The following is a 23,371-nucleotide window of genomic DNA, read 5'->3' on the forward strand; positions in this document are numbered from 1 at the left end:
GTCGGTTCGAATCCGGCCACCCCGACCAGAGGGAACGCCCTGACCAGCATCGATGCTGGTCAGGGCGTTGATTTTTGCCTATGGAAAGATGCCGCGCCGGGAGGCGAAGATCGCATCGTGCGGGTTGTCGGCGGCGTTGAGTTTGCGGGCTATCAGCATCCCGACCGCGAACCGGGGCAGGACCACCGTGCGGAAACCGGCGTCGGACTTCGTCCACTCCTCGCGGAAGAATCCCTTGCCCTTGAGGTGGACGATCGTGCCGCGGATGGTCAGGGTCGGGTGTTCGGCAGCGAGGTCCAGGTTCCCACCGCAGTGCCAGGATCTCGCCGATGCGGGCGCCGGTGGCGACCATCAGGTCGACGATGTCGGCGAGGTCTCCGGAGTGCCGAGGTGCAGGCTTGCCGGGGATGGTCGCTGCCAGGCACGGATCGCCGAGCGGAGGGCCTGAAGGTGCTCGTCGCCAAGAGCGACGACCTTGCGGCGCGGTTTGCGTGGCCGCCCTGTGTCGCGCACGGGGTTGGCCGTCAGCGCACCCCGGCGCACGGCTAGGGCGACCATCTGGCCGAGGACAACTCTCGCGCCCTTGGCCGCGGACGGGTGTTCCTTGGCGACAACGCCCTCCACGACTCATCGGACATCGGCAGTGATCAAACGACTACGGCAATCAGCAGAGAGATGAGGAGGGCGATGGTTACCGTGTTGAAGACGAACGCGACACAACTGTTTGCGGTTACCGTCGCACGCATGGCTCGACTTGTTATGCGAACGTCCGAGCCTGAGAATGTTGTGCCGACCTGGACCGCCAGGTACAGAAAATCGGAGAAGTTCGGGACTTCGTCAGGGCCTTCAAATTCGATCCCTCCCAGGTTGGCGTTCTCCCTTGCGTAGTGCAGCGCATACACGACCACGATGAGCAACCAGGAGCTTGCCACCACCAGCGCTGCCAGCACGATCACCACCAGCTCCTGACGCAGCTCGCGCACAGCGGCAACCGAGATCACGGCGGCGATAGCGAAGGCGCAGAACGTGACCGCGCCGGCCGTGCCGCCGCTGGCGACCAGCCACTCGGTCCACTGCCTGCGTCGCCGGCGGAGGCTGCTCTCAAGCAACAGGACCCGCAGCTCTTCGCCATCCAACCGGCGCAGTGAACTCCAGGTGAGCCCGCAGTACACCAAGCAGTAGACCAACCACGCCCCGAGGTAGACCGTCGCGATGAAGGGCAGGGTCACGACGCGACCGGAAGGAGTGATCCCTGCCACGATCCCGAACAGGCAGCCCGCCACCAGCGTGGCGCCGACACTGATCCACTTGCGTGTGGAGTCCAAGAGTAGGGCTTTTCGTAGCCGCGACACGGACGTTCTTCCTATCTGCTCGCCGACGTAGAGGGCAGGGGTAGTGAAGCTTACGGCGTGATCCGGAGCCGGCGGCACCGCCTGTCGATGGCCCCAACGACGAGTAGGTACATGATCTTCGGTCGATATCATCTTCCGCTCCGGGCACAGCTGACCGGCTACCAAGTAGCCGGTCACGGCTATCGGTGCGTTCGTGACGCTGGAGCACACCACCGAGGAGCACTTCGACCAGACAGCACTGGCCAGCCATTCGCAATGCTCGCTCGGCCAACCGTCCCGACGCTGCTCGGCCAAGTCGACCAAGTCCACGTACGCGGCCGGGATGTCGTCGGCCAGCACGGCATCCGTCACGGCTGCCAGCTCGCGCACGCCACGCGCAGCAAGCTCTTGATCATAGGTACGCGCGAACGTAACTCCCTGGCATCCCGCTTACCCCGACCAGGCTAGAGGGCACATCCGATCGAGGATGTGCCCTCTGCTGCTTCCTGGGTCACCGACTGACCAACCACGCCTCCGGAGCGGCTGCCCCGGGGTTCAGCGGTTCGCCACCTAGCTGCCGGCCGGCTGGACCCGCTCGAACCGCACCCGGCTCAGCCATCCCGGGAGGTCGCTGAGCGCGTACAGCTCGCCGTGCACGTCGGTGTCGATCGCGGTCGGCTGGATGGGGAAGTTGCCGATTATGGCGGACTCGTAGCCGCCCGTGAGCTTGGGGCGTACGGCGAAGGCGAGGGTCGAGCAGTAGTCGCTCGCGATGTAGGTCCCCCACGCCTCCGGGGTGGCGGTGCCTCGGTACACCACGCCGCCGGTCACCGAGCAGCTCTCCGTCATGTAGTGCTCGTACTCGAAGACCGGGTCGGTGTACCGCACGTCCGACCGGCACTGATCCGGGTCGAAGATCGGGGTGCCCTCCTTGCAGGACCAGCCGAGGTTCGCCCCGCCCTGCCAGGGACGGATATGGTTGATCTCCTCGACCAGGCCCTGGCCGACGTCACCGATCCACAGCGAGCCGTCGACCGGGTCGACGGAGAACCGCCACGGGTTACGCAGCCCGTAGACCCAGATCTCCGCTCGCGCGCCCGGCACGTGGACGAACGGGTTGTTGAAGGGCACGCAGTAGGGCTTCCCCCCGCAACTGCGGTTGACGTCGATCCGCACGATCTTGCCGAGCAGGGTGCCGAGGTCCTGACCGGACTTGAACGGGTCGTTCGCGTGGCCACCGTCGCCGAGAGACCAGTAGAGGTAGCCGTCGCGGCCGAACGCCACCTGTCCGCCGTTGTGGTTGTTGTACTCGGCGTGCTCCTGGGTGAGGATCACCTGGACCCGATCGGGTGCGCCGATTGGCACTCGCGCCAGGGTCAGTTCGCCGTCGGGCAGGCTCGTGTAGGCCACGTACAGGATCCCGGTTCTCGTGAAGTTCGGCGCAGGCGTGATGCCGAGGAGGCCGCGCTCGTTGCCCGACGTGTCGACCCGGGCGGTCAGGTCGAGCACCGGCTCGGCCGCCAAGCCGGTGTCGGGGTGGTAGGAGCGGACGGTGCCGTTCTTCTCGGCGATCAGCATCCGGCCGTCCGGCAGCCCGGTGAGCGCGATCGGGCGCTGCAGACCGAAGGCCACCTGTTCGGATACCACCATCAGCTCAGTGAGTGGCACCGGGCGGGCGTGGGATGTGCCGGCCGCGGCACTGCTGGCCGCTGACACCGGGGGCGAGAGGACCGCAAACAGGGTCAGAACAAGCAGGCCGGCCAGCATGGTGGCTGGTCTGCAACGCCGTCGCGACATGTTTCAGCTCCTTGGGGCAGAGTGGAGGACGCAATGTGGGAGCGCTCCCCGCCTACATCGACCTTTGCCAATATACAGCTCATGTTGATGACAGGCGCGGGACAGCGTTGACCCTCACGCAACGCCGGGACACACGATGTTCATCGGCGGGCGGGCCCGGCCGTGCGCCGCGCCCGCCCGCGTCACGCCGTCATCGCTGCAGTGTCAGCAGACCCGGCCGGTACGGCAGGAGACCGTAGTCGCCGCCGGAGCTGGGGGAACGTCCCTGGTAGAGCAACTGGAGGTTGCAGGCATTGACGGTCATGGTCTGGTCGGGGTTGCTGCGAATCAGCTCCCCGTGACTGATGTCGTTGGTCCAGGTGGCGCCGCTGTTGGCCTTGCCGGCGAAGGGGTTGCTCTCGGTTGCCGCCTGCGGTGTCCACGAGCCGCCCAGGCTGGTGGCGGTGAAGGAGCGGAAGTAGCGCCCCTGCGAGCCGATCGCCTCGACGAGCATGAGGTATCGGTCCTGGCCCTGGAGCTTGTAGACCTGGACCCCTTCGAACAGGTTGTTCGTCGTGTCGGTCATGATGATCGTGTAGTTCGCGCCAAAGCTGCCGGGGAAGTTGCCGATCGGCATGCTGGCCCGGTAGATCCTGCCGTTGTCCCCGGCGAAGAAGAGATACATGTTCGTGTCGTCGCCGATGAGCGCCTGGTCGATGGGTCCGGTGCCGGAGTCGGAGATGCTACCGGTAAAGAGCGTCTGGTGCGCCGACCAGCTGTTCACATTGGCGGGATCGGTCGACGTCCGGTAGGAGAAGGCGGGCCCACCCCACTGGTAGGCAAGCACCCAGACGTTGCGCGGGGCGAAGTAGAAGAGCGAGGGGGCGACGGCGGAGAACGGCATCCTGTTCTGGCTGGCGGAGGCCATGTCGGACCAGTTCGTGAAGAGGCCGAAGTTCATCGAACCCCACGTCGTTCCCGTGTCGTGCGTCGTCGCGTAGACGAGATGCCTGCCGTTGTAGGGGGCGTGGGTGAAGTCCTTCAGCGAGACCCATCCCGATGCCGGGTTCGCCAGCGATCCCGTCGAGGTCCAGCGGTACGTCGACGGCAGGTTGCACGTGCCGGTTGGCGGCGGCGTGGTGGGTGGTGGCGTGGTGGGGCTGGCCCCGCCGTCGACTCGGACGAGTTGCCACTGCTGGTGGCTGCCGTTGAAGTCGTCGTACTGCACGATGTTCCCCGCGTCGGCGGTCGAGGCGTTCTGCACCTCCACCACCTTGTTGCTGTTCCGGTTGATCAGTCGGACGTAGCCACCGGCCGAGTCCGCCAGGCGGAACTGCTGGTTGGCCCCGTTGCCGTCGGTCCACTGCACGATGCTGGCACCGTTGGCGGTCGACCAGTTGTAGACGTCCAGCACCTTGCCGGACAGCCGCGACCGCAACCGGTAGTAGCCGCCACCCGAGTCCACGAACTGCCACTGCTGCTGGGTGCCGTTGTTCCGCGGCCACTGCACGATCCGGGCACCGTCGTTCGTGGCCAGGTTGTACACGTCCAGGGCCTTGCCGCTGTTGCGGTTGATCAGCACGTACCACGCGCTCGTGTCGACCGTCGCCGCCGCAGCGGGCGTCGACACCGCCACCGCGGCGGCACCACCGGCCATCACCGCCGCCACGCCGGCGGCGCCGACGCGCACCCACCACCCACGCCGCCGCGCCGGTGGCGAGATCAATGGAGACCTACCAGAGACAAACATGATCCTCCTTCACTGACCAACAGCCGATCGGGCTACCCGAAGATCGGCACACCTCGGTGCCCGACCGGCCACGCCTCGGCGTTAGCGGTGCGGAGCACTTGATAGCGTTAACATAGACGCACGTGACATCCCGTGCCGTTCGAGGTCTGGCATGATGCGGCCCGCCCGGTGAGCCGAAGACCTCGTCGCCCCGCCATCGACAGTGAGCGATAACATGTCGTTCGTCAAGGCGTAACAACCGATCCAGCGTGGCTGGCCGGGTTGCGAGCACGTGGCGGCGGAGCTATGTTATCGAGAACATTGACGTAGACCTATGCTCGATCGCCGTACCGCACCAGTGGAGTAGATCGTGAAGAAGGCCCAGATTCTGTTGGTGGCCGCGGCGACCGCATTGGTCACCGTGGCGGGAGCCGTGACCGCCCCGCCGCTGTCGGCTGCAACGCCTGACATCACCGTCGACACCGCCTCGACGTACCAGACCATCGACGGGTTCGGGGCGGCAACCCCGATCTTCGACGGTTCCGGCAGCCCGTGGACGACCGGCGAAACTCAGACACTCGTCGGTCTGGGCCAAGGGCAACTCGGCCTGTCGATCGTGCGGACCGTGGTGTCGCCGGTATCGACCGAGTGGGGCCTGCACGCGAGCAGCCTGCAGACGGCCAAGTCCTACGGCTCCGATGTCAAGATTCTTGCCTCGCCCTGGACGGCTCCCGCCCACTTCAAGACGAACAACAGCAGGGTCGGCGGCGGCAAGCTCAGGACCGACTACTACGACGACTATGCCGAGCACCTCAACAGTTACGTGCAGTACATGAAGAACCAGGGCGTCACGATCGACGTGACCTCGGTTCAGAATGAGCCGGATTGGCACCCTGACTACGATTCGATGGACTGGACCGGCACCGAGTTGCGCAACTTCGTCCGCGACCATGGCGCCAAGGTCCGGGACACCCGGCTCATGGTCGCCGAGTCCCTGAGGTTCGCCCGCCAGTACTCCGACCCCACACTCCAGGACGCCACCGCGCGCAACAACATCGGCTACGTCGGCGGCCACCTCTACGACGCCGAGAACAGTGGAAACCTGTCCCCCTACCCGCTCGCGGCGCAGTACGGCAAGAACCAGTGGATGACCGAGTGGAACCTGCACGCCGCCGACGGGAACGGTTCGAACATCTGGGGCAATCCCAGCAACGCGGCTGTCTGGAACGAGACCCTCGACGACATCATGCGGACCGTGCACAGGTCGATGGAGTCCAGTTGGAGCGCGTACATCTGGTGGTACGGCCGCCGCTTCTACTCCTTCATCGGTGACGGCGATTCACAGTACGGGACCACGAAGGGCGCGGTCCTCAAGCGCGGCCACGCATTCTCCCAGTACGCCAAGTACGTCCGGCCCGGCGACAAGCGCGTCGCCCTGTCGAAGAGCGCGCGGGCCTCTTCCCTGGAGGTCACCGCCTACCGGGGCAGGGGCAAGATCGTGCTGGTGATTCTGAACCGCTCGAACAGTGCGGTCGACAACGCCGTCGTGCAGGTCCCGCAGGGCATCTCGCGGGCCGAGCACGTCGTCACTGCACAGAGTCTGGGCGCCCAGTCACAGCCGGCGAATGTGAGCGGCGGACAGGTGACTGTCAATGTTCCTGCCCGGAGCATCTCCACGGTCATCGTCGACGAGGGCTCCGCCACCAGCCCGCCGCCGACCACGACACCACCGACCACCCCGCCACCGACCACCACCCCGCCGACCACCCCGCCACCTACCGGCATCGGAGCCTGCCGGGTGACCAATTCGATCAACGCATGGAACACCGGCCTGGTCGACAACATCACCATCACCAACACCGGCACGAGCGCCGTCAACGGCTGGTCGCTGAGGTTCACCCTCGGGTCCGGCCAGACCATCACCTCGGGCTGGAACGCCACGTACTCACCGACCAGTGGTCAGGTGACCGCGACGAACGTCAGCCATAACGCCTCCATACCACCGGGAGGCTCCACCACCATCGGTTTCCAGGCCAGCCATGGCGGCAACGACGCCGCACCGAGCGGCTTCACCCTCAATGGCACCGCCTGTAGCTGAGCACCCTGGCCGGGTCCGGACGCCCGGCCAGCCGGCTCCGTCGTTCCAGTCCAACACCCTGCCCGCGCGGGTGATGTCGCTCGCTGGAGGTCAGCGGAAGAAGCGCAGGACGCTGCCCGGCGAAGCCAGATGCTCCTCCACCCGCAGGTAACAGTCGAAGGCGAAGACCTGCGGGTCCAGGTAGCCGTCACCCGCCACGCGGGTGTAACGGTTGATCACCGACGTGACGACCGGGTACGCGGTGCGCAGCACGCTCTCCAGCAACGGGCCGTCGGTCACACCGCCGTGCAGGACCAGGTTCCGTTGCCGGTAGAGGGCCCGCAGGCTGCGGTTGAGCCGATCCCGGAGCAGCTTGACGTGGGCCGGGTCCAGCAGCCGCGCGGTGTGCGCCAGGTGCAGGCGTACGGCGGAGTGGGAGAGCTGCTGGTGTTCCCCCGCCCGCAGCGCCTCCTCAAGCCGGGCGATGCGGGCGTTGCCCTCGGTCGCCAGCAGCTCACCGGCGAGCGGGTCATCCTTGCACCGCGACAGCAGCATGCCGACGGAGTTCTGCAGGTCCGAGCGGATGAAGGCGATCGTCGCGATGTCGGCGGCGCGGCTCGCTGCCTCCACCTTTCCCGCGTCGCCGGGGGTGGCGAACAGGACCTCGATCGCCGCCCACAACATGCCGGCCACTGCGGCTCCCACCACCAGGGAGGCGGACTGGATGAACTCGATCGCCACCTCCAGGCGATTGTCCGAGCTGAACGGGCCCAGCTCGGGGCGCTCCAGGTGGTAGCCGGGAATCCGGCTCTGCATGTCGGTGGCGGGCGGGATCCGCCGCGGGTCTCGCACACCCCTGATCCAGGCGAGGCGGTAGAGCTGTGGTGGCCGTCCGGAGCGCAGGTTCGCGCGGTTCGTGATGCGGTGCAGGGCCGCGGCCACCTGGCGCAACGCGCCGTAGATGTCCCACTGTTCGCTGCGATAGAGGATGCCGCCGTGCACGCGCGGCGGCGGCCGGAAGCCGTTCGCCTCGAACCAGGCCCGCACCTCGGCGGCGCTCATCCAGCCGTCGGTGGCGAGCGAGTCGGGACTGGCCGCTCTCTCCAGCACCACCATGATCTCGGCCCAGCCCCGACCGGTGTCGTAGAGCGTGATCAGCTGTGCCAGGAAGCCGTCGAGGTCGATCTCGGCGGTGGTGTGCTTCGCCCGGTAGTCGAGCCAACGGACGAGGTACTCGGCGCTGATGCCGGCGTCCAGCAGGAAGGCGGCCAACAGGCCGGCACTCTCCGGTGGCGTGACCCTGGTCCTGGGGTCCGGCGCCACCGCATCCGCGTAGCCGGGCCGCTGGAACTCGCGCCGCCAGTTGGCCAGGTAGGACGCCTTCCACTGCGGCACGAGCGCGGCGAAGGCACGAAAGCGGTGTGAGCTGGGGCCGAACTCGTCGGCGTTGCGAGGCAGTTTCCTCAGCAGCGAGCCTCGCAGGCTCGGGTCGCCCAGGCCCGGATCCGCCTTGACCTGCTCCAGCACCTGCGGCTTGAGTTCCTCGAACGACGAGCCGGACAGGACGCTCTGCTTCACCTGGGCACCCGCCAGCAGCAGTTCCTCGACGAGGGCGGTGGTGCTGCTGGTCCACAACGTGGACGTCCAACCGGGACGGCTGCTCAGGTAGCGCGTCATCTCACCGACGAGTTGCCCGGCGTACTCGCCCTTGATCACTCACACCGCCGCTCTGCCGGACCGGCGCAGCCGGACCGCCTGGACGGCGGCGACGACGAGGAGGACCAACAGCACCGGGCCACCGGCGAGCAGGACGAGGCCGGCACCGATGTTGGCGCCGATCGCCCCGGCGGTCACCACCCGCCAGGCGACACCGATCAGCACGGCGGACGCCAGCAGCGGCGCGAGCACCGTCCACCAGCGCGGGTGCAGCGCGCGGGTGGCCGTGGCGCGGGCCAGCAGCGCCAGCGAGACGACCACCAGCGCGGTGGCCAGCACGCCGAGCACGCGCTCCTCGGTAGCGCCCAGGTCGATCGGCCGTACGGCGTAGTCCAGCGGCTCGCCCTCGGCGGCCAGCCGCCGGGCCTCCGCGTTCGTCAGGTCGCCGACCAGCCAGGCGGTCGCCACCGGCGCACTCACCAGCAACACCACCGCCAGCGCCGGAACCGCCCGTCTCAGCATGACGCCCGTCCGCTGCGCGTCGCTATCTCGATCGGGCCACCCCGGGCAATCATTCTCGTCTTCATCGCCTCACCATAGTGATCCGCATCGCTGCCGGCGTGGCCGGCCGACCCGAGAGCCGGCCGGCCTCGGCGGCTCAGCAGTTGGTGTGGCCCTTGCCCTTCTTCGTCCAGGCGCACTTGTCGATCAGCTTGCCGCTGGCGTTGCGCAGGTACGCGGTGTCGCCGGTGTTGTTCCAGATGTAGTTGCCCGAGCCCCAGTAGCGGGTGCTGGCGGTGTTCTTGCCCTTGCCGGTCCGGATGACGATGCTCTTGCCCTTGGCGAGCTTGACGTTCCCGCTGAACGTGTAGACGTGGTTGGCCTTGTCGCGCAGCGTCCAGTTCTTCAGGTTGATGGTGCGGGCACGCCGGTTGGTCAGCTTCACGTACTCGGCGTTGAGGCTGGCCTTCGAGCGGTTGTCCACACCCGGCGAGTCGTAGTAGACCTTCGTGATCTCGATGGCCGGGGTGGCGGCCTGCGCCGGCGCGGCGACGGCGAGCGAACCACCCACCGTCACGGCGAGCGCGGCCACGAGCCCGATGAGCCTTCTCGTCATGTGTTACCCCCACTGACGGCGCCGGGAATCCGGCGCGGATCCGTCACGCCGACGCGTGACGCAGCGAGGCTAACGACGTGTCACGGCAAGGTGAACACCCCGCGCATGCCGTGCGACCGATTAGAGCCGGCCGGCGTCTCGCGGGCACCCGGCCGGCCCGACCCCACCGACCGGTCCGCGCTCCCCGACCCGGCGCCCGCCGATGATCGGCCGGCCGAACGGCGTCTCCCGGCCACGCGTTCGGCAGCCACGTCGGACCATCCGGCGCCGGCCGCCGTCGCGGCGGCTCACCCCCTGCGTCGGAGGCGGTCAGAAGCCGCAGGTCATGCCGGCGGTGTGGCTGACCTGGACGGTGTGCGTGACACATCCCGCGCCGGTCACCGCGTGCAGCAGCAACGCGGTCGGCTCGGCGACCCAGCCGACCTGCTCCTCGCCGCTCATCGTCAGCGTGACCTGCCGCCAGGTGCTCGGCGCGACCGAGAGCACCGCACCGGCGAAGGTCGCGGTCACCGGCCGGTGCAGATGGCCGGCGGCGACGCGTACCACGTGGGGGTGCCGGAGCAGCACCTCGGCGAGCGCCGGACCGTCGTCGAGCCGGATCGCGTCGGCGGCCGGGATGCCGACCTCGACCGGCGGATGGTGCAGGCAGACCACGGCCGGCACCTCGGGACGCGCCGCCAGCACCCCGTCGAGCCAGCCGAGCTGCTCGTCGCCGAGCCGCCCGCCGTTCGAGCCGGGGACCAGCGAGTCCAGCACCACCACGGTCGCCGTGGGGTGGTCGACCTGGTAGTGCGCGGAGAAGCCACCGCCGAGCCAGGGCGTGCCGCCGAAGGCGTCGAGCAGCGACTCCCGATCGTCGTGGTTGCCGGTGGCCAGGTGCACCGGCAACGGGAACCGCCCGAGCACCTCGCGCAGCACGGCGTACTCGTCGGGGCGACCGTGATCGGCCAGGTCACCGGTGATGACCACACAGTCGGGCCGCGGGTTCAGCGCCAGCACCCGGCCGAGCGCGCGGTGCAGGCCGGCGGCCGGTTCGGCGCCGAGCACGCCGGTGGTCAGGTGCGGATCGCTGAGGTGGGCGATGAGCATCGGGCCTCCACTCGACCGGAAACCCCCACGCTACCGGCACGGCGCCGCGCGCATGATCCCACAGGCCGCGTCCACACCCTGTGGATAGCACATGTGTACGACGACAGGTCGCTCCCCGCCCCGCGTGAGTACGCTTGATCGGCGACCCGGCGCCACCGGGAACGATCCGACCTGGGACGACGTACGAGTGGATCACCAGAAAGTCCTCCGTGACGTGACGGTCCGCCTGCCCATGGCGTCGACCGTCGCCGAGGCCTGCGAGGCGGCGGTCGGCGCCCTCGCCCGACACACCCCGGCCACCATCGCCGTGCTGCTGCACGTCCACGGCCGGCTCCGCTGCGTCGCCGCCACCGGCTCCTGGCAGGTCTTCGCCACCGTCGCGCCGGATGCCGGGATCGTCGGCCGAGTCTACACCGGTGGGCGTCCGGCCGTCGTCCCGGACGTAACCGCCGACGCCGACCACATCCCGGTACGCCCCGATGTCACCGCCGAGGTGTGCGTACCGGTCCTGGACCCGGCGGGTCGGGCCATCGGCGTACTCGACCTGCAATGGACCGGCCCGGCCGACCTCGTCTCGTGGCGGGCGATCGCCGAGCGGGTCGCGGGCCGCCTCGGCGCCCGCGTCGTGTCGCTCGGCGGGCCGGCGGAGAGCCGCAGCGAGAAGCTGCTCCGGCACGCCTCCGCGATGACCGCCGCCACCACCGAGTGGGACCTGATGGCCGCCGCGATCGGCGCAGCCCGGGACGTGTCGACCCTCGCCGCGGCCGTGCTGCTGCTCGGCGGTCGGGGCGGCCCCCGGCTCGGTGCCCCGACGGTGGCTCCCGGAGAGTTGGAGACGCGGATGCGCGCCGAGCTGGCTGAGCTGGCTCCGCCGGCGCTGCGGCGCATCATCGACCGGGCCCACCGCTACGGCGCCGGCTACACCCTGGGCGAGGCCGGCCACCCGCCCACTGACGAGCACGAGCCGCTGGTCCGGTCCGGGGTACGCACGCTGGTGGCGGTGCCGTTCGGGCCGCCCGATCGCGGCGGGGTGCTGCTGGTCGCCGACGAGCGGCTGTTGCGACCGGATCCGACCACGGTCAACCTCATGGAGCTGCTGGCCGGGCAGGCGTGGAGCTGCCTGGACCGGTTGCGCACCCTGGATCGGCTACGCGAGCAGGCCAGCTCCGATCCGCTGACCGGGCTGCGACACACCGGCCCGTTCGGGCAGCGGATCGCCACCGCCACCCCCGGGCGCACCGCCCTGCTGGCGATCGACGTGGACGGTTTCAAGACCGTCAACGACACGTACGGCCACCAGGCGGGCGACCGGGTGCTGGTCGGCCTCGCCCGGGCGCTGGAGGGTGCGCTCCGCCAGGGCGACGAGTTGTACCGGATCGGCGGGGACGAGTTCGTCGCGGTGATCGAGGTCAGCCACCCCGAGGAGGCGGTACGGGTCGCCGAACGGCTCACCGGTGCCGCCCGCCAGGTCGGCCGGACGATCAGCGTCGGCGTGGCGCTCCCCCGCCCGGGCGAGTTGCCCGAGCTGGCCCTGCGCCGCGCCGATCAGGCCCTCTATGCGGTCAAACGCCAGGGCCGCGACGGCGTCCACCTCTCCGCCGCCTAACTCCCATTTAGGGGTGGGTTAGGTCTTGGGCCAGGAGTTCGGCGATCTGTGCGGTGTTGAGGGCGGCGCCCTTGCGGAGGTTGTCGCCGGTGACGAAGAAGTCGAGTGCCCGGGGGTCGTCGAGGGCGCGACGGATGCGGCCGACCCAGGACGGATCGGTGCCGACCGCGTCGATCGGCATCGGGAACTCCCCGGCCGCCGGATCGTCGACCACGATCACCCCGGGGGCGTTGCGCAGCACCCCGCGGGCGCCCTCGGCGTCGATCTCGGTGGCGAAGACGGCGTGCACCGCGACCGAGTGGCCGGTCACCACGGGCACCCGTACGCAGGTGGCGGAGACCTTGAGGTCGGGCATCCCGAGGATCTTGCGCGACTCGTTGCGCATCTTCATCTCCTCGGACGACCACCCGCCGTCGGCCAGCGAGCCGGCCCATGGCACCACGTTGAGCGCCAGCGGGGCGGGAAAGGGGCCGAGATCGTCACCGACGGCCTGTCGTACGTCGCCGGTACGCGAGCCGAGCAGCCGATTCCCGGCCGCCTTGGTCAACTGGTCGTGCAGGATGTCCGCGCCGACCTGACCCGCCCCCGAGACCGCCTGGTACGAGGCCAGCACCAGCTCACGGAGGCCGTACTCGCGGTGCAGCGGGGCGACCGCGACGATCATCGCGATGGTGGTGCAGTTGGCGTTGGCGACGATGCCCCGCGGCCGGTTGCGCAGCTGCTCGGGGTTGATCTCGGGCACCACCAGCGGGACGTCGCGGTCCATCCGGAAGGCGCCGGAGTTGTCCACCACGACGGCACCGCGACCCACCGCGATCGGCGCCCACCGCAGGGAGACCTCGTCCGGCACGTCGAACATCGCCACGTCGACGCCGTCGAGCGCCTCCTCGGTCAGCGCCCGGACGGTCAACTCCTCCCCCCGGCACCGGACCTTGCGCCCGGCCGACCGCTCGGAGGCCAGCAGCCGGATCTCACCCCAGACATTGCGGCGCCCGGTGAGCAACTCGCACATCACCGTGCCGACGGCCCCCGTCGCCCCGACCACGGCCAGGGTGGGCAGCCGGGCCACCCGGGTTACCGCCCCGTCCCCGCGTACACCACGGCTTCGGTGTCGCCGCCGAGGTCGAACGCCTCGTGGATGGCGCGGACCGCCGCGTCGAGGTCGGTGTCCCGGCAGACCACCGACACGCGGATCTCGGAGGTGGAGATCATCTCGATGTTCACGCCGGCCTGTCCCAGCGCGGCGAAGAAGCCGGCGGCCACGCCGGGGTGGGACCGCATCCCGGCGCCGATCAGGGAGACCTTGCCGACGTGGTCGTCGTAGAGCAGGCCCTTGAAGTTGACCGTCTCCTGGATCTTGCTCAGCGCGGCCATCGCGGTGGGGCCGTCGGCCTTCGGCAGGGTGAAGGAGATGTCCGTGCGACCGGTGCCCTCGGTGGAGACGTTCTGCACGATCATGTCGATGTTGATCTCGGCGCCCGCGACGGTGTCGAAGATCCGTGCGGCGGCGCCGGGCTCGTCGGGTACGCCGACGATAGTGATCTTGGCCTCGCTGCGGTCGTGGGCGACCCCGGTGATCAGTGCCTGCTCCACAGCGAGTTCCTCCATCGATCCGGTGACCATGGTGCCGGTGTTGGTCGAGTATGACGAACGGACATGGATCGGCAGCCCGGCCCGGCGGGCGTACTCCACGCTACGCAGGTGCAGCACCTTGGCGCCGCAGGCGGCCAGCTCCAGCATCTCCTCATAGGTGATCTGCGTGATGTGCCGGGCGTTCGGCACGATCCGCGGGTCGGCGGTGAAGACGCCGTCCACGTCGGTGTAGATCTCACAGACGTCCGCGCGCAACGCCGCGGCCAGTGCCACCGCCGTGGTGTCCGAGCCGCCCCGGCCCAGGGTGGTGACGTCCTTGGTGTCCTGCGAGACGCCCTGGAAGCCGGCGACGATGACCACGGCACCCTCGTCCAGCGCACCCTTGAGGCGCCCCGGGGTGACGTCGATGATCCGCGCCCGGCCGTGCACCGAGGTCGTGATCACGCCCGCCTGCGAACCGGTGAAGGAGCGGGCTTCGTATCCCAGGTTGTGGATCGCCATGGCGAGCAGCGCCATGGAGATCCGTTCCCCGGCGGTGAGCAGCATGTCCAGCTCTCGCCCGGGAGGCAACGGGCTGACCTGGTTGGCCAGGTCGAGCAGCTCGTCGGTGGTGTCGCCCATCGCCGAGACCACCACGACCACGTCGTCGCCGGCCTTGCGGGCCGCGACGATGCGCTCGGCCACCCGCTTGATCCGCTCGGCGTTGGCGACGGAGGACCCGCCGTACTTCTGCACCACGAGTGCCACGACGGTGCACTCCCTCCCGGTTGCCCTGAGCGTGCCGACGCCGCCGGCACCGGGGCCGGCGGCGCGGGTCGGACGACCTCAGGGTATCGGGCGGCTCTGACCGCCAGGTCAGGTGATCCCACGATCCGGCCCGTACGCCGGGCGGGAGTGGCCTGCGACACGTCGGGAACGCCAGCCTTTCCGGGGGTGCCCGGAGACCGGTCCAACACCCAGAATGACCGGGTGCACCCCGTCCACCATCCGCGCCGCCGCCTGACCGTCCCGCTCGCGCTCGCCCTGCCCGTCCTGTTCGCCGGCTGCTCCACCAGCCCGCCCACCGAGCCCTCGCCACCCCCGAGTTCGGCACCCCGGGCGGCCGGGCCGGACGCGGCCCGCGACGAGCTGGCCGCCCTCGCGGCCGCCGCCCAGGACCGGCACCTGGTCGCCCGCTACACACTGCGGGTGGACGGCGCGGCCGACCGCGTGATCGTCTTCACCAGCGCGAACGACGGCAGCTGGCGGGTGGACGTGCCCGGCGGCGCGCTCGGCGGCACCGCCGACGTCTCGCTCGCGGCCATCCCCGACGGGCTCTTCCAGTGCGGGCTGCCCTCGGTGATCCGCCCGGAGCCGCCGAGCTGCGTACGCCTCGGCGAGCGGGACGACACGCTGCCGCGCCGGCTCGATCCCCGGGTGCAGCATCCCTTCACCGACTGGCTCGACGTGCTCACCGACCGACGGGCCCCGCTGTCGGTCTCACCGGCCATGGCGCTGCCCGACGCCACCGGCCGCTGCTACTCGGTGGAGACCACCGCGGCGTCGATCAACCCACCGCTCGACGTGGGGGTCTACTGCTTCGACGCCGACGGCACCCCGACCGCGGTACGGGCGGCGTTCGGCACGCTGACGCTGGCCGCGCCGCCCGAGCCGGCGCCGGGCACCGTGCAGCTGGCCGGGCCGGTGGTCGAGGGCGAGCCGCTGGGCATGGAGGCCCCGCCCGCCGATCCGCCCCCGCCGGGCGACAGCGATTCCGGCGGCGCCGAGCCGAACGGCGCGGACGCGGACGCGGACGCGGGAACGCCCTGACGGCCGGTCCCGTTACGGGTGTTATTGCCCACATTTCCCCACCCCTGACATGTGGCCTAAAACGCCCATAGGGGACGCTCTACGCATGACCGACCTCACCCCGCTGCTCGCGTTCCGCTGGAGCCCCCGGGCCTTCGACCCGATCGCGGAGCTGACCCGGGCCGAGGCGGCGACGCTGCTGGAGGCCGCCCGGTGGGCGCCCTCGGTCGACAACCGGCAGCCCGGGCGGTTCGCGGTGGGGCACCGCGAGGACGAGACGTTCAAGCGGATCCTGGTCAACCTGCCGCCGGCCGAGCAGCGGTGGGCCGGGCGCGCCAGCCTCCTGCTGCTCGCCGCGTACCGGCCCGCCGGCCACCCGTTCGCGGCGTACGACCTGGGCCAGGCGGTGGCCCACCTGACCGTGCAGGCCACCGCGTTGGGGTTGCACGTGCGCCAGGTCACCGACATCGACGGCAACGGCCTGATCGCCGACCTCGATCTGCCCGGCGACGTGCGACCGTACGTGGTGGTGGCGATCGGGCAGCTGGGGGATCCGTTCAGCCTCCCGGCCGACCTGCTGGCCGGCGAGACCGCGCTGCGCCACCGCCGGCCACTGGCCGAACTCGTCCTGAGCTGCGCAGACGTCACCGACTGACGCATCGGGTGCGAACTGCGTCCCAAAGTCCGGACGAGCCTTTCCGGATCTCCTCCCATCACGTAGTGTCACCCTGTCATGTGGCAGGCGCACCTTCTCCTTGGTCGCCGCGACGGGGCCTGACGGCCGGCACCTCGTCGCGGAGTCGAACCGCGCCGCCAGCACTGTTCCGGATCCTTCCCTCGGCATCACCGCCGACCTCCATTGCTGACGTCACATGACCACGGGAGAACTCCGCCATGGCTCACCCAGCCGGCACCACCGCTGACTCCGATCACATCGCCCGGCAGCGTCCCAGCCGGATGCCGTACCAGCGGTACCAGCCGTACCGGCAGCAGTTCCGGATCGACCTGCCGGAGCGCACCTGGCCCACCCGGCACGTCGAGGCCGCGCCGCGTTGGTGCGCGGTCGACCTGCGCGACGGCAACCAGGCACTGATCGACCCGATGTCGCCCGAGCGCAAGCGCCGGATGTTCCAGCTCCTGGTGCAGATGGGCTACAAGGAGATCGAGGTCGGCTTCCCGTCGGCCAGCCAGACCGACTACGACTTCGTGCGGCAGCTGATCGAGCAGGATCTGATCCCCGACGACGTCACGATCCAGGTGCTGACCCAGTGCCGGGAACACCTGATCGACCGCACCTTCTCCTCGCTGCGCGGGGCCCGCCGGGCCATCGTGCACTTCTACAACTCGACCTCCACCCTGCAGCGCCGGGTGGTGTTCGGGCTGGACCGCGACGGCATCACCGACATCGCCACCACCGGCGCGCGGCTGTGCCAGAAGTACGCCGAGATCCACACCCCGGACACCGAGATCCATTACGAGTACTCACCGGAGTCGTACACCGGCACCGAGTTGGAGTACGCGCTGGAGGTCTGCGCGAAGGTCATCGACGTGGTCGACCCGACCCCGGACCGCAAGCTGATCGTCAACCTGCCGGCCACCGTCGAGATGGCCATGCCCAACGTGTACGCCGACTCGATCGAGTGGATGCACCGGCACCTGCCCCGCCGCGACAGCCTGGTGCTCAGCCTGCACCCGCACAACGACCGGGGCACCGGCGTGGCCGCCGCCGAGCTGGGCCTGCTGGCCGGCGCCGACCGGATCGAGGGCTGCCTGTTCGGCAACGGCGAGCGCACCGGCAACGTCGACCTGGTGACCCTGGGGCTGAACCTCTTCTCCCAGGGTATCGATCCGATGATCGACTTCTCCGACATCGACGAGATCAAGCGGGCCGTCGAGTACTGCAACCAGTTGCCCGTGCACGAGCGCCACCCGTACGCCGGCGACCTCGTCTACACCGCCTTCTCCGGCTCCCACCAGGACGCCATCAACAAGGGCTTCACCGCGCTGGAGGCCGACGCGGCGGCGGCCGGGGTACCGGTCGACGAGTTCACCTGGGCGGTGCCCTACCTGCCGATCGACCCGAAGGACCTGGGCCGCAGCTACGAGGCGGTGATCCGGGTCAACTCGCAGTCCGGCAAGGGCGGGGTCGCGTACATCATGAAGACCGAACACCAGCTCGACCTGCCCCGCCGGCTCCAGATCGAGTTCTCCGGCGTGGTGCAGCAGGTCACCGACCACGACGGTGGCGAGGTCGACCCGGCCACCATGTGGCAGATCTTCGCCGGGCAGTACCTCCTCGACCACCAGCACGACCCCTCGGTGACCCTGTCGGAATACGCCATCGGCACCGCCGACGGCAAGGTCGAGATCACCGCCCGGGTCGGCCTCGCCGGGGAGACCCGGTCGATCACCGCGATCGGCAACGGCCCCATCGACGCGTACGTCAACGCGCTCGGCTCGGCCGGCGTGAGCGTCCGCGTGCTCGACTACCACGAGCACGCGCTCTCCTCCGGTGGGGACGCGCAGGCCGCCGCGTACGTCGAGTGTGAGGTGCAGGGGCGGACGGTCTGGGGCGTCGGCATGGACGCCAACATCGTCACCGCCTCCGTCAAGGCAGTCACCAGCGCCGTCAACCGCGCCCGCCGCTGAGGTGCAAGGAAGCGCCCCTTGTCGACAGCCCCGCCCGGCCGGACGGCGTCGACAAGGGGCCCTTCCGCCATCGGGGCTACCTCGGGGTGGAGACCGGCGACGAGTGGCCGGTATGGGCCGGCGGCGGGCGGCGGCCCGGGCGGCGCACCAGTACGGCGGCCATGACCGCGCCCGTCAGCAACAGCCCGGCGCACCAGAGCAGCGCGCCACGGTAGGCGGCGGTGAGTTCGGCGGGCTGTTCGTACCCGGTGCCGGAGAGCCCGACCAGCAACGGCAGTGCGGCCACCGCCAGCAGGCCGCCGACCCGGGAGGCGGCGTTGTTGACACCGCTCGCCACCCCCGCGAAGCGATTCTCGACGGCGGCCAGCACGGAGGCGGTCAGCGGCGCCACCACCAGGGTCAGCCCGACGCCGAACACCGCCACACCGGGCAGCACCTGACTCCAGTAAGACGCACCCGGGGAGACCTCGCGCAGCAGCAGCAGACCGACGGCGGCCAGCACCGGGCCGACGGTCAACGGCAACCGTGGCCCGATCTTCGCCGACAGCGCCCCGGCGCCGGGCGAGCCGACCAGCAACAGCAGCGTCATCGGCAACAGCGCGAGCCCGGTGAGCAGCGCCGACCAGCCGAGCACGTTCTGCAGGAAGACCGCGATGAAGAAGGTGAACCCGCCGAGGGCCGCGTAGACCAGCACGGTGAAGATGTTCAGCACCGAGAACAGCCGGCTGCCGAACAGGCCGGTGGGCAACATCGCGGTCTCTCCGCGACGCCGCTCCACGAGGACGAAGACCACCGCGGCGAGCACCGCGACCAGGGCCGCCGCCAGCACGACGGGCGAGCGCAGGCCGCGACCCGGCCCGTCGACCAGGGCGTACGTGACACCGGCCAGGGCGAGCGCCCCGAGCAACGCGCCGGCGACGTCGAACCGGCGTGCTCCCCGGCTCCGGGAGGCGTTCTCGTCCCGGCTCTCCGGGACCCAGCGAAGGGTGGCCAGCACGACGAGCACCGCCAGCGGAAGGTTCAGGAAGAAGATCCACCGCCAGGAGAGCGCGTCGATCAGCCAGCCGCCGATGAACGGGCCGAGCGCGGTGGAGACCCCGGACAGCCCCGACCATGCCCCGATCGTCTTTGCCCGGTCGTCCGGGTGGAAGCTGGCCTGCAGCAGCGACAGCGAGCCCGGGGCGAGCAGGGCGCCGCCGGCGCCCTGGAGAAACCGCGCGACCACCAGCCAGTCGGTCCGCAGCGCGAGCCCGCAGAGTACGGAGGCAAGGGTGAACCAGACGACGCCGAGCAGGAAGATCCGCCGCCGCCCGAACCGGTCGCCCAGCGCCCCACCGAGCAGGACGAACGCCGCGAGCGTGAGCAGGTAGCCGTTGATCGTCCACTGTAGGCCGGCTACGGAGGCGCCGAGGTCGGCGCCGAGTCGGGGCAGCGCCACGTTGACCACGGTGCTGTCCAGGAAGACCATGCCGGAGGCGAGCACCGCGGCGGCCAGGGTGCCTCGGCCGGCGCTGCTGCGCAGCCGGAGGGAGGGTGTGGGTTCGGGCATGGACACCAATCTGCCGTGCGCCATCTGTCAGACACCACGAAACGCCGAAACCCCGCCCGGGTACTGTGCGGGATCGCCGGAAGCCCGCAAGCTGGAGAGGTGTCGTCTGTGCGTACCAGATCAGGTTCCCGCGCCCTGAGGGCGCTCGCGCTCGCCGCGGCGCTGGCTCTCGGCGCCGCCGGTTGCGTTCCGCTGGAGGAGCCGGAGGCGCCACCGAGCAGCGACGGCGGCACCGCCACCCAGATGCTCGCCCAACTCACCGTCGCCGAGGCCAATCCGATGCGGGGCTACAGCCGCAGCCGCTTCCCGCACTGGCGCAAGACCGGCCAGAACTGCGACGTCCGCGACACGGTGCTGGAACGCGACGGCAAGGACATCCGGCACTCCGGCTGCAACGTGGTGGGCGGCCGCTGGGAGAGCGTGTACGACGGTCGCAGCTTCACCGACCCGTCCAGCGTGGACATCGACCACATGGTCCCGCTGGCCAACGCCTGGCGCTCCGGTGCCGACGACTGGGACGACTCGAAACGCGGCGACTTCGCCAACGACCTGGACCAGCCGCAGCTCTTTGCGGTTTCCGCGTCCTCCAACCGGGCAAAGGGTGACCAGGACCCGTCCCAGTGGAAACCGCCAAACCGGTCATACTGGTGCCAGTATGCCGGCGACTGGGTGGCGGTGAAGCACCACTGGCGGCTGACGGTGACCAGTGCCGAGAAGGCCGCGCTGGCCGACATGTTGGAGGGCTGCACATGGGAGAGCAAGCCGTAACCGGCTCCGGCGGCACCCCGGCGCCCGAGCAGGCGCCGGACGCTGGCGGCGAGGACGCGGCGGCGGCCACCGGCAGTCCGACACCCGGCCCGGCCACGGCCGGGATGACCGCCGACGGCACCGCCGCGGGCGAGGTGGAGGTGCCCAGCGCCGGGATGACCGCCGACGCCGGCGGCGCCACCGGCCCGCAGAGCCGGACGACCGACATCGTGCCCGGTCCGGGCGGGGTGATGACCGACGAGGTCGGCGTGGTCACCGGCGAGCTGACCCTGCGCACCGACTTCGCCGACGGTCAGGTCAGCCTGCATGTCCAGTACAAGGACGCCGACGAGTGGTACGCGGTGACCGGCGGCAGGGCGTCGCTGGGCGACGCCGCCGCGCTGAACGCGGTGCACAGCATCGCCGTCGGCCTGCTGCACCGCCCCGAGGGCTGAGCGACTGTCGGCGTTGCGAGGGGCCCCTTCCTGTACGCGAGGCGTGCGGAAGGGGCCCTTCCCTACACGAAGGAGCCGGGCTCGCTGGGGGCGGAGACCACGCTGGGCTCCTCGCCCTCGTCCGCCGGGCGGACGATCTCCACGCTGACCTTGTGCGGGCGCAGCTCGCCGCTGGCGATCTGCTCGGCCCAGTGGCAGGCGACCCGGCTGCCGCCGATCTCGCGCAGCTGCGGCCGCTCGTCGGCGCAGCGGGTCGGCTGCGCCCACGGGCAGCGGGTGTGGAAGCGGCAGCCCGACGGCGGGTTGGCCGGCGAGGGCAGGTCACCGGCGAGCAGGATCCGCTCCCGGCGGTCCTCCACGTCCGGATCCGGCACCGGCACCGCCGACATCAGCGCCCGGGTGTACGGGTGCAGCGGCTCGGTGTAGAGCCGGTCGCTCGGCGCCTCCTCGACCAGCGCGCCCAGGTACATCACGCCGACAGTGTCGGAGATGTGCCGGACCACCGCCAGGTCGTGCGCGATCACCAGGTAGGTGAGGCCGAGATTGTCCTGCAACTCGTCGAGCAGGTTCACCACCTGCGCCTGGATCGACACGTCGAGCGCGGAAACCGGCTCGTCGGCGACGATCAGCTCCGGCCCCAGCACCAGCGCCCGGGCGATGCCGATGCGCTGCCGCTGCCCGCCCGAGAACTCGTGCGGATAGCGGGAGAGCGCCCAGCGGGGCAGGCCGACCTTGTCCAGCGTCTCGGCGATGATCTTCCGGCGTCCGTCCCGGTTGCCGCCGATGCCGTGCGTCTGGAGGCCCTCGGTGAGGATCGACTCGACGTTCTGCCGCGGGTCGAGGCTGGACATCGGGTCCTGGAAGATCATCTGCATCCGCCGGCGCATCGCCCGCAGCCTGCCCGGCGGCAGCGTGGTCAGCTCGACCCCGTCGAAGCTGACCTCACCGGCGGTGGGCGGGGTGAGCTGGAGCAGCGCCCGCCCGAGCGTGGACTTGCCGCAGCCCGACTCGCCGACCAGGCCGTACGTCTGGCCGCGCGAGATGCTCAGGTCCACCCCGTCGACCGCCTTGACGTGCCCGATCGTGCGGTCGAACAGCACTCCCCGCCGGATCGGGAAGTGCACCTTCAGGTCCCGTACCTCGACGAGGGGATCATTCCCGGTCACGGCGTCTCCTCCTCGCTGGGGGCGGGCTCGCTGAGGGCCGGCTCGCTGGGGGCGGCGGCCAGGCCGGGCACGGGTGCCGGGTTGACGCAACGGTAGCTGTGCCCGTCGTGGGCGATCACCAGCTCCGGTGGTTCGCCCACGCAGGCGTCCACCCGGCGGGTGCAGCGCGGGGCGAAGGCGCAGCCTTCCGGCCAGGGCAGCAGGTCCCGCACCGAACCGGGAATCGGGTTCAGCCGCTCGCCGCGCCCGGCGTCCAGGCGCGGCACCGAGCCGAGCAACCCCACGGTGTACGGGTGCCGCGGCTCGCGGAACAGCGGGCGTCGCCGCGCGGTCTCCACCACCCGGCCGCCGTAGAGCACGTTGATCGTGTCGCACATGCCGGCGACCACGCCCAGGTCGTGCGTGATCATCAGCAGCGCGGTGTCGGAGTCCCGGACCAGATCCTTCAGCAGCTCCAGGATCTGCGCCTGGATGGTGACGTCCAGCGCGGTCGTCGGCTCGTCGGCGATGAGCAGGCGGGGCTGGCAGGCCACCGCCATGGCGATCAGGGCGCGCTGGCGCATCCCGCCGGAGAGCTGGTGCGGGTACTCCTTCAGCCGCCGCTTCGGGTCGGGGATGCCGACCCGGTCGAGCAGCTGGGCGGCCTCCTTCGCCGCCGCCTCGCCCTTCATCCCACGGTGCCGGGTCAGCACCTCCGTCACCTGCAGGCCGATCGGGACGACCGGGTTCAGCGACGACAGCGGGTCCTGGAAGATCATCGCGATGTCCCGGCCCCGGATGTCCCGCCGGGACCGGTCGTCGAGCTGGAGCAGGTCGGTCCCGTCGAAGACCGCCTTGCCGCCCACCCGCAGGCCGGGCTGCCGGGGCAGCAGGCCCATGATCGCCAACGAGGTCACCGACTTGCCGCAGCCGGACTCGCCGACCAGGCCGACCACCTCACCGGCGTCGACGGAGAAGGACACCCCGTCGACGGCGCGTACGGTCCGCTGCCCGCGCCGGGCGAAGGTGACGGAGAGGTCGTCCACTTCGAGTAGTGCCATGGA

19 protein-coding genes and 1 pseudogene are annotated in these 23,371 nt (G+C 70.3%); 7 read left to right on the forward strand and 13 right to left on the reverse strand.

Going from position 1 to position 23,371, the window contains the following annotated elements:
* Window positions 1–78 precede the first annotated feature (78 nt).
* The 4 genes and pseudogenes from O7615_RS11065 to O7615_RS11080 all read right to left on the reverse strand — a co-directional run.
* Window positions 79–612: pseudogene (locus O7615_RS11065) on the reverse strand (tyrosine-type recombinase/integrase); the annotation flags it as partial.
* A gap of 35 nt (window positions 613–647) precedes the next feature.
* Window positions 648–1,703: a DUF1345 domain-containing protein gene (locus O7615_RS11070; RefSeq protein WP_278177351.1), complete on the reverse strand. Its 1,056-nt coding sequence runs from the start codon at window positions 1,701–1,703 to the stop codon at window positions 648–650.
* A gap of 198 nt (window positions 1,704–1,901) precedes the next feature.
* Window positions 1,902–2,981, reverse strand: coding sequence for a PQQ-dependent sugar dehydrogenase (locus tag O7615_RS11075; protein WP_278177352.1), 1,080 nt, complete (start codon window positions 2,979–2,981; stop codon window positions 1,902–1,904).
* 337 nt (window positions 2,982–3,318) lie between these two features.
* Window positions 3,319–4,857: a non-reducing end alpha-L-arabinofuranosidase family hydrolase gene (locus O7615_RS11080; protein ID WP_278177353.1), complete on the reverse strand. Its 1,539-nt coding sequence runs from the start codon at window positions 4,855–4,857 to the stop codon at window positions 3,319–3,321.
* Between the two features lie 349 nt (window positions 4,858–5,206).
* Between O7615_RS11080 and O7615_RS11085 the strand changes: the two genes are divergently transcribed.
* Entirely contained in the window at window positions 5,207–6,934 is a 1,728-nt protein-coding gene (locus O7615_RS11085; protein WP_278177354.1) for a cellulose binding domain-containing protein, read from the forward strand.
* 90 nt (window positions 6,935–7,024) lie between these two features.
* On the opposite strand, the gene O7615_RS11090 is transcribed toward O7615_RS11085, so the two are convergent.
* The 4 genes from O7615_RS11090 to O7615_RS11105 form a co-directional block, all read right to left on the reverse strand.
* Window positions 7,025–8,629 (reverse strand): hypothetical protein, encoded by a 1,605-nt coding sequence (locus O7615_RS11090; protein ID WP_278177355.1) that lies wholly within the window; start codon window positions 8,627–8,629, stop codon window positions 7,025–7,027.
* Complete coding sequence (locus tag O7615_RS11095) at window positions 8,630–9,091, reverse strand: hypothetical protein (protein WP_278177356.1); 462 nt, start codon at window positions 9,089–9,091, stop codon at window positions 8,630–8,632.
* Between the two features lie 136 nt (window positions 9,092–9,227).
* Window positions 9,228–9,686, reverse strand: a complete 459-nt coding sequence (locus O7615_RS11100) for a lamin tail domain-containing protein (RefSeq protein WP_278177358.1) — start codon at window positions 9,684–9,686, stop codon at window positions 9,228–9,230.
* Window positions 9,687–9,995: 309 nt separating this feature from the next.
* The gene (locus tag O7615_RS11105) at window positions 9,996–10,775 is read right to left on the reverse strand and encodes a phosphodiesterase (protein WP_278177359.1); all 780 of its coding nucleotides are present in this window, start codon (window positions 10,773–10,775) and stop codon (window positions 9,996–9,998) included.
* 187 nt (window positions 10,776–10,962) lie between these two features.
* Between O7615_RS11105 and O7615_RS11110 the strand changes: the two genes are divergently transcribed.
* Window positions 10,963–12,381 (forward strand): sensor domain-containing diguanylate cyclase, encoded by a 1,419-nt coding sequence (locus O7615_RS11110; RefSeq protein ID WP_278177360.1) that lies wholly within the window; start codon window positions 10,963–10,965, stop codon window positions 12,379–12,381.
* Between the two features lie 7 nt (window positions 12,382–12,388).
* On the opposite strand, the gene O7615_RS11115 is transcribed toward O7615_RS11110, so the two are convergent.
* Together O7615_RS11115 and O7615_RS11120 are read right to left on the reverse strand one after the other, a co-directional pair.
* The gene (locus tag O7615_RS11115) at window positions 12,389–13,450 is read right to left on the reverse strand and encodes an aspartate-semialdehyde dehydrogenase (protein ID WP_278177361.1); all 1,062 of its coding nucleotides are present in this window, start codon (window positions 13,448–13,450) and stop codon (window positions 12,389–12,391) included.
* Between the two features lie 5 nt (window positions 13,451–13,455).
* Window positions 13,456–14,721 carry an aspartate kinase gene (locus tag O7615_RS11120; RefSeq protein ID WP_278177363.1) on the reverse strand — a complete coding sequence of 422 codons (1,266 nt, stop codon included), beginning with the start codon at window positions 14,719–14,721 and terminating at the stop codon, window positions 13,456–13,458.
* A gap of 222 nt (window positions 14,722–14,943) precedes the next feature.
* On the opposite strand from O7615_RS11120, the gene O7615_RS11125 reads away from it, so the two are divergent.
* From O7615_RS11125 to leuA, 3 genes are all read left to right on the forward strand, one after another.
* Window positions 14,944–15,783 carry a hypothetical protein gene (locus O7615_RS11125; RefSeq protein WP_278177365.1) on the forward strand — a complete coding sequence of 280 codons (840 nt, stop codon included), beginning with the start codon at window positions 14,944–14,946 and terminating at the stop codon, window positions 15,781–15,783.
* An 85-nt stretch (window positions 15,784–15,868) separates the two neighbouring features.
* Window positions 15,869–16,417 carry a nitroreductase family protein gene (locus tag O7615_RS11130; protein ID WP_278177366.1) on the forward strand — a complete coding sequence of 183 codons (549 nt, stop codon included), beginning with the start codon at window positions 15,869–15,871 and terminating at the stop codon, window positions 16,415–16,417.
* 239 nt (window positions 16,418–16,656) lie between these two features.
* On the forward strand, window positions 16,657–18,411 hold the full coding sequence (gene leuA / locus O7615_RS11135) for a 2-isopropylmalate synthase (RefSeq protein WP_278177367.1): 1,755 nt from the start codon (window positions 16,657–16,659) through the stop codon (window positions 18,409–18,411).
* A 76-nt stretch (window positions 18,412–18,487) separates the two neighbouring features.
* On the opposite strand, the gene O7615_RS11140 is transcribed toward leuA, so the two are convergent.
* A complete protein-coding gene (locus O7615_RS11140) occupies window positions 18,488–19,960 on the reverse strand; it encodes an MFS transporter (RefSeq protein WP_278177368.1) in 1,473 nt (490 codons plus the stop codon).
* Window positions 19,961–20,068: 108 nt separating this feature from the next.
* Here O7615_RS11140 and O7615_RS11145 point away from each other — a divergent pair, with 108 nt between their 5' ends.
* Together O7615_RS11145 and O7615_RS11150 are read left to right on the forward strand one after the other, a co-directional pair.
* Entirely contained in the window at window positions 20,069–20,728 is a 660-nt protein-coding gene (locus tag O7615_RS11145; protein WP_278177369.1) for an HNH endonuclease family protein, read from the forward strand.
* Window positions 20,710–21,162: a hypothetical protein gene (locus O7615_RS11150; protein ID WP_278177370.1), complete on the forward strand. Its 453-nt coding sequence runs from the start codon at window positions 20,710–20,712 to the stop codon at window positions 21,160–21,162. The genes O7615_RS11145 and O7615_RS11150 overlap by 19 nt, the downstream gene beginning before the upstream one ends.
* Before the next feature lie 62 nt (window positions 21,163–21,224).
* Here the strand turns inward: O7615_RS11150 and O7615_RS11155 are convergent, their stop codons facing one another.
* Both O7615_RS11155 and O7615_RS11160 read right to left on the reverse strand, forming a co-directional pair.
* Complete coding sequence (locus O7615_RS11155) at window positions 21,225–22,328, reverse strand: oligopeptide/dipeptide ABC transporter ATP-binding protein (RefSeq protein ID WP_278177371.1); 1,104 nt, start codon at window positions 22,326–22,328, stop codon at window positions 21,225–21,227.
* A complete protein-coding gene (locus O7615_RS11160) occupies window positions 22,325–23,368 on the reverse strand; it encodes an ABC transporter ATP-binding protein (protein WP_278177372.1) in 1,044 nt (347 codons plus the stop codon). Before O7615_RS11160 ends, O7615_RS11155 begins: the two co-directional genes overlap by 4 nt.
* Between the last annotated feature and the right edge of the window lie 3 nt (window positions 23,369–23,371).

This window comes from Micromonospora sp. WMMD1082 (genome assembly GCF_029626175.1).
In the GTDB taxonomy this organism is placed as follows: Bacteria; Actinomycetota; Actinomycetes; order Mycobacteriales; family Micromonosporaceae; genus Micromonospora.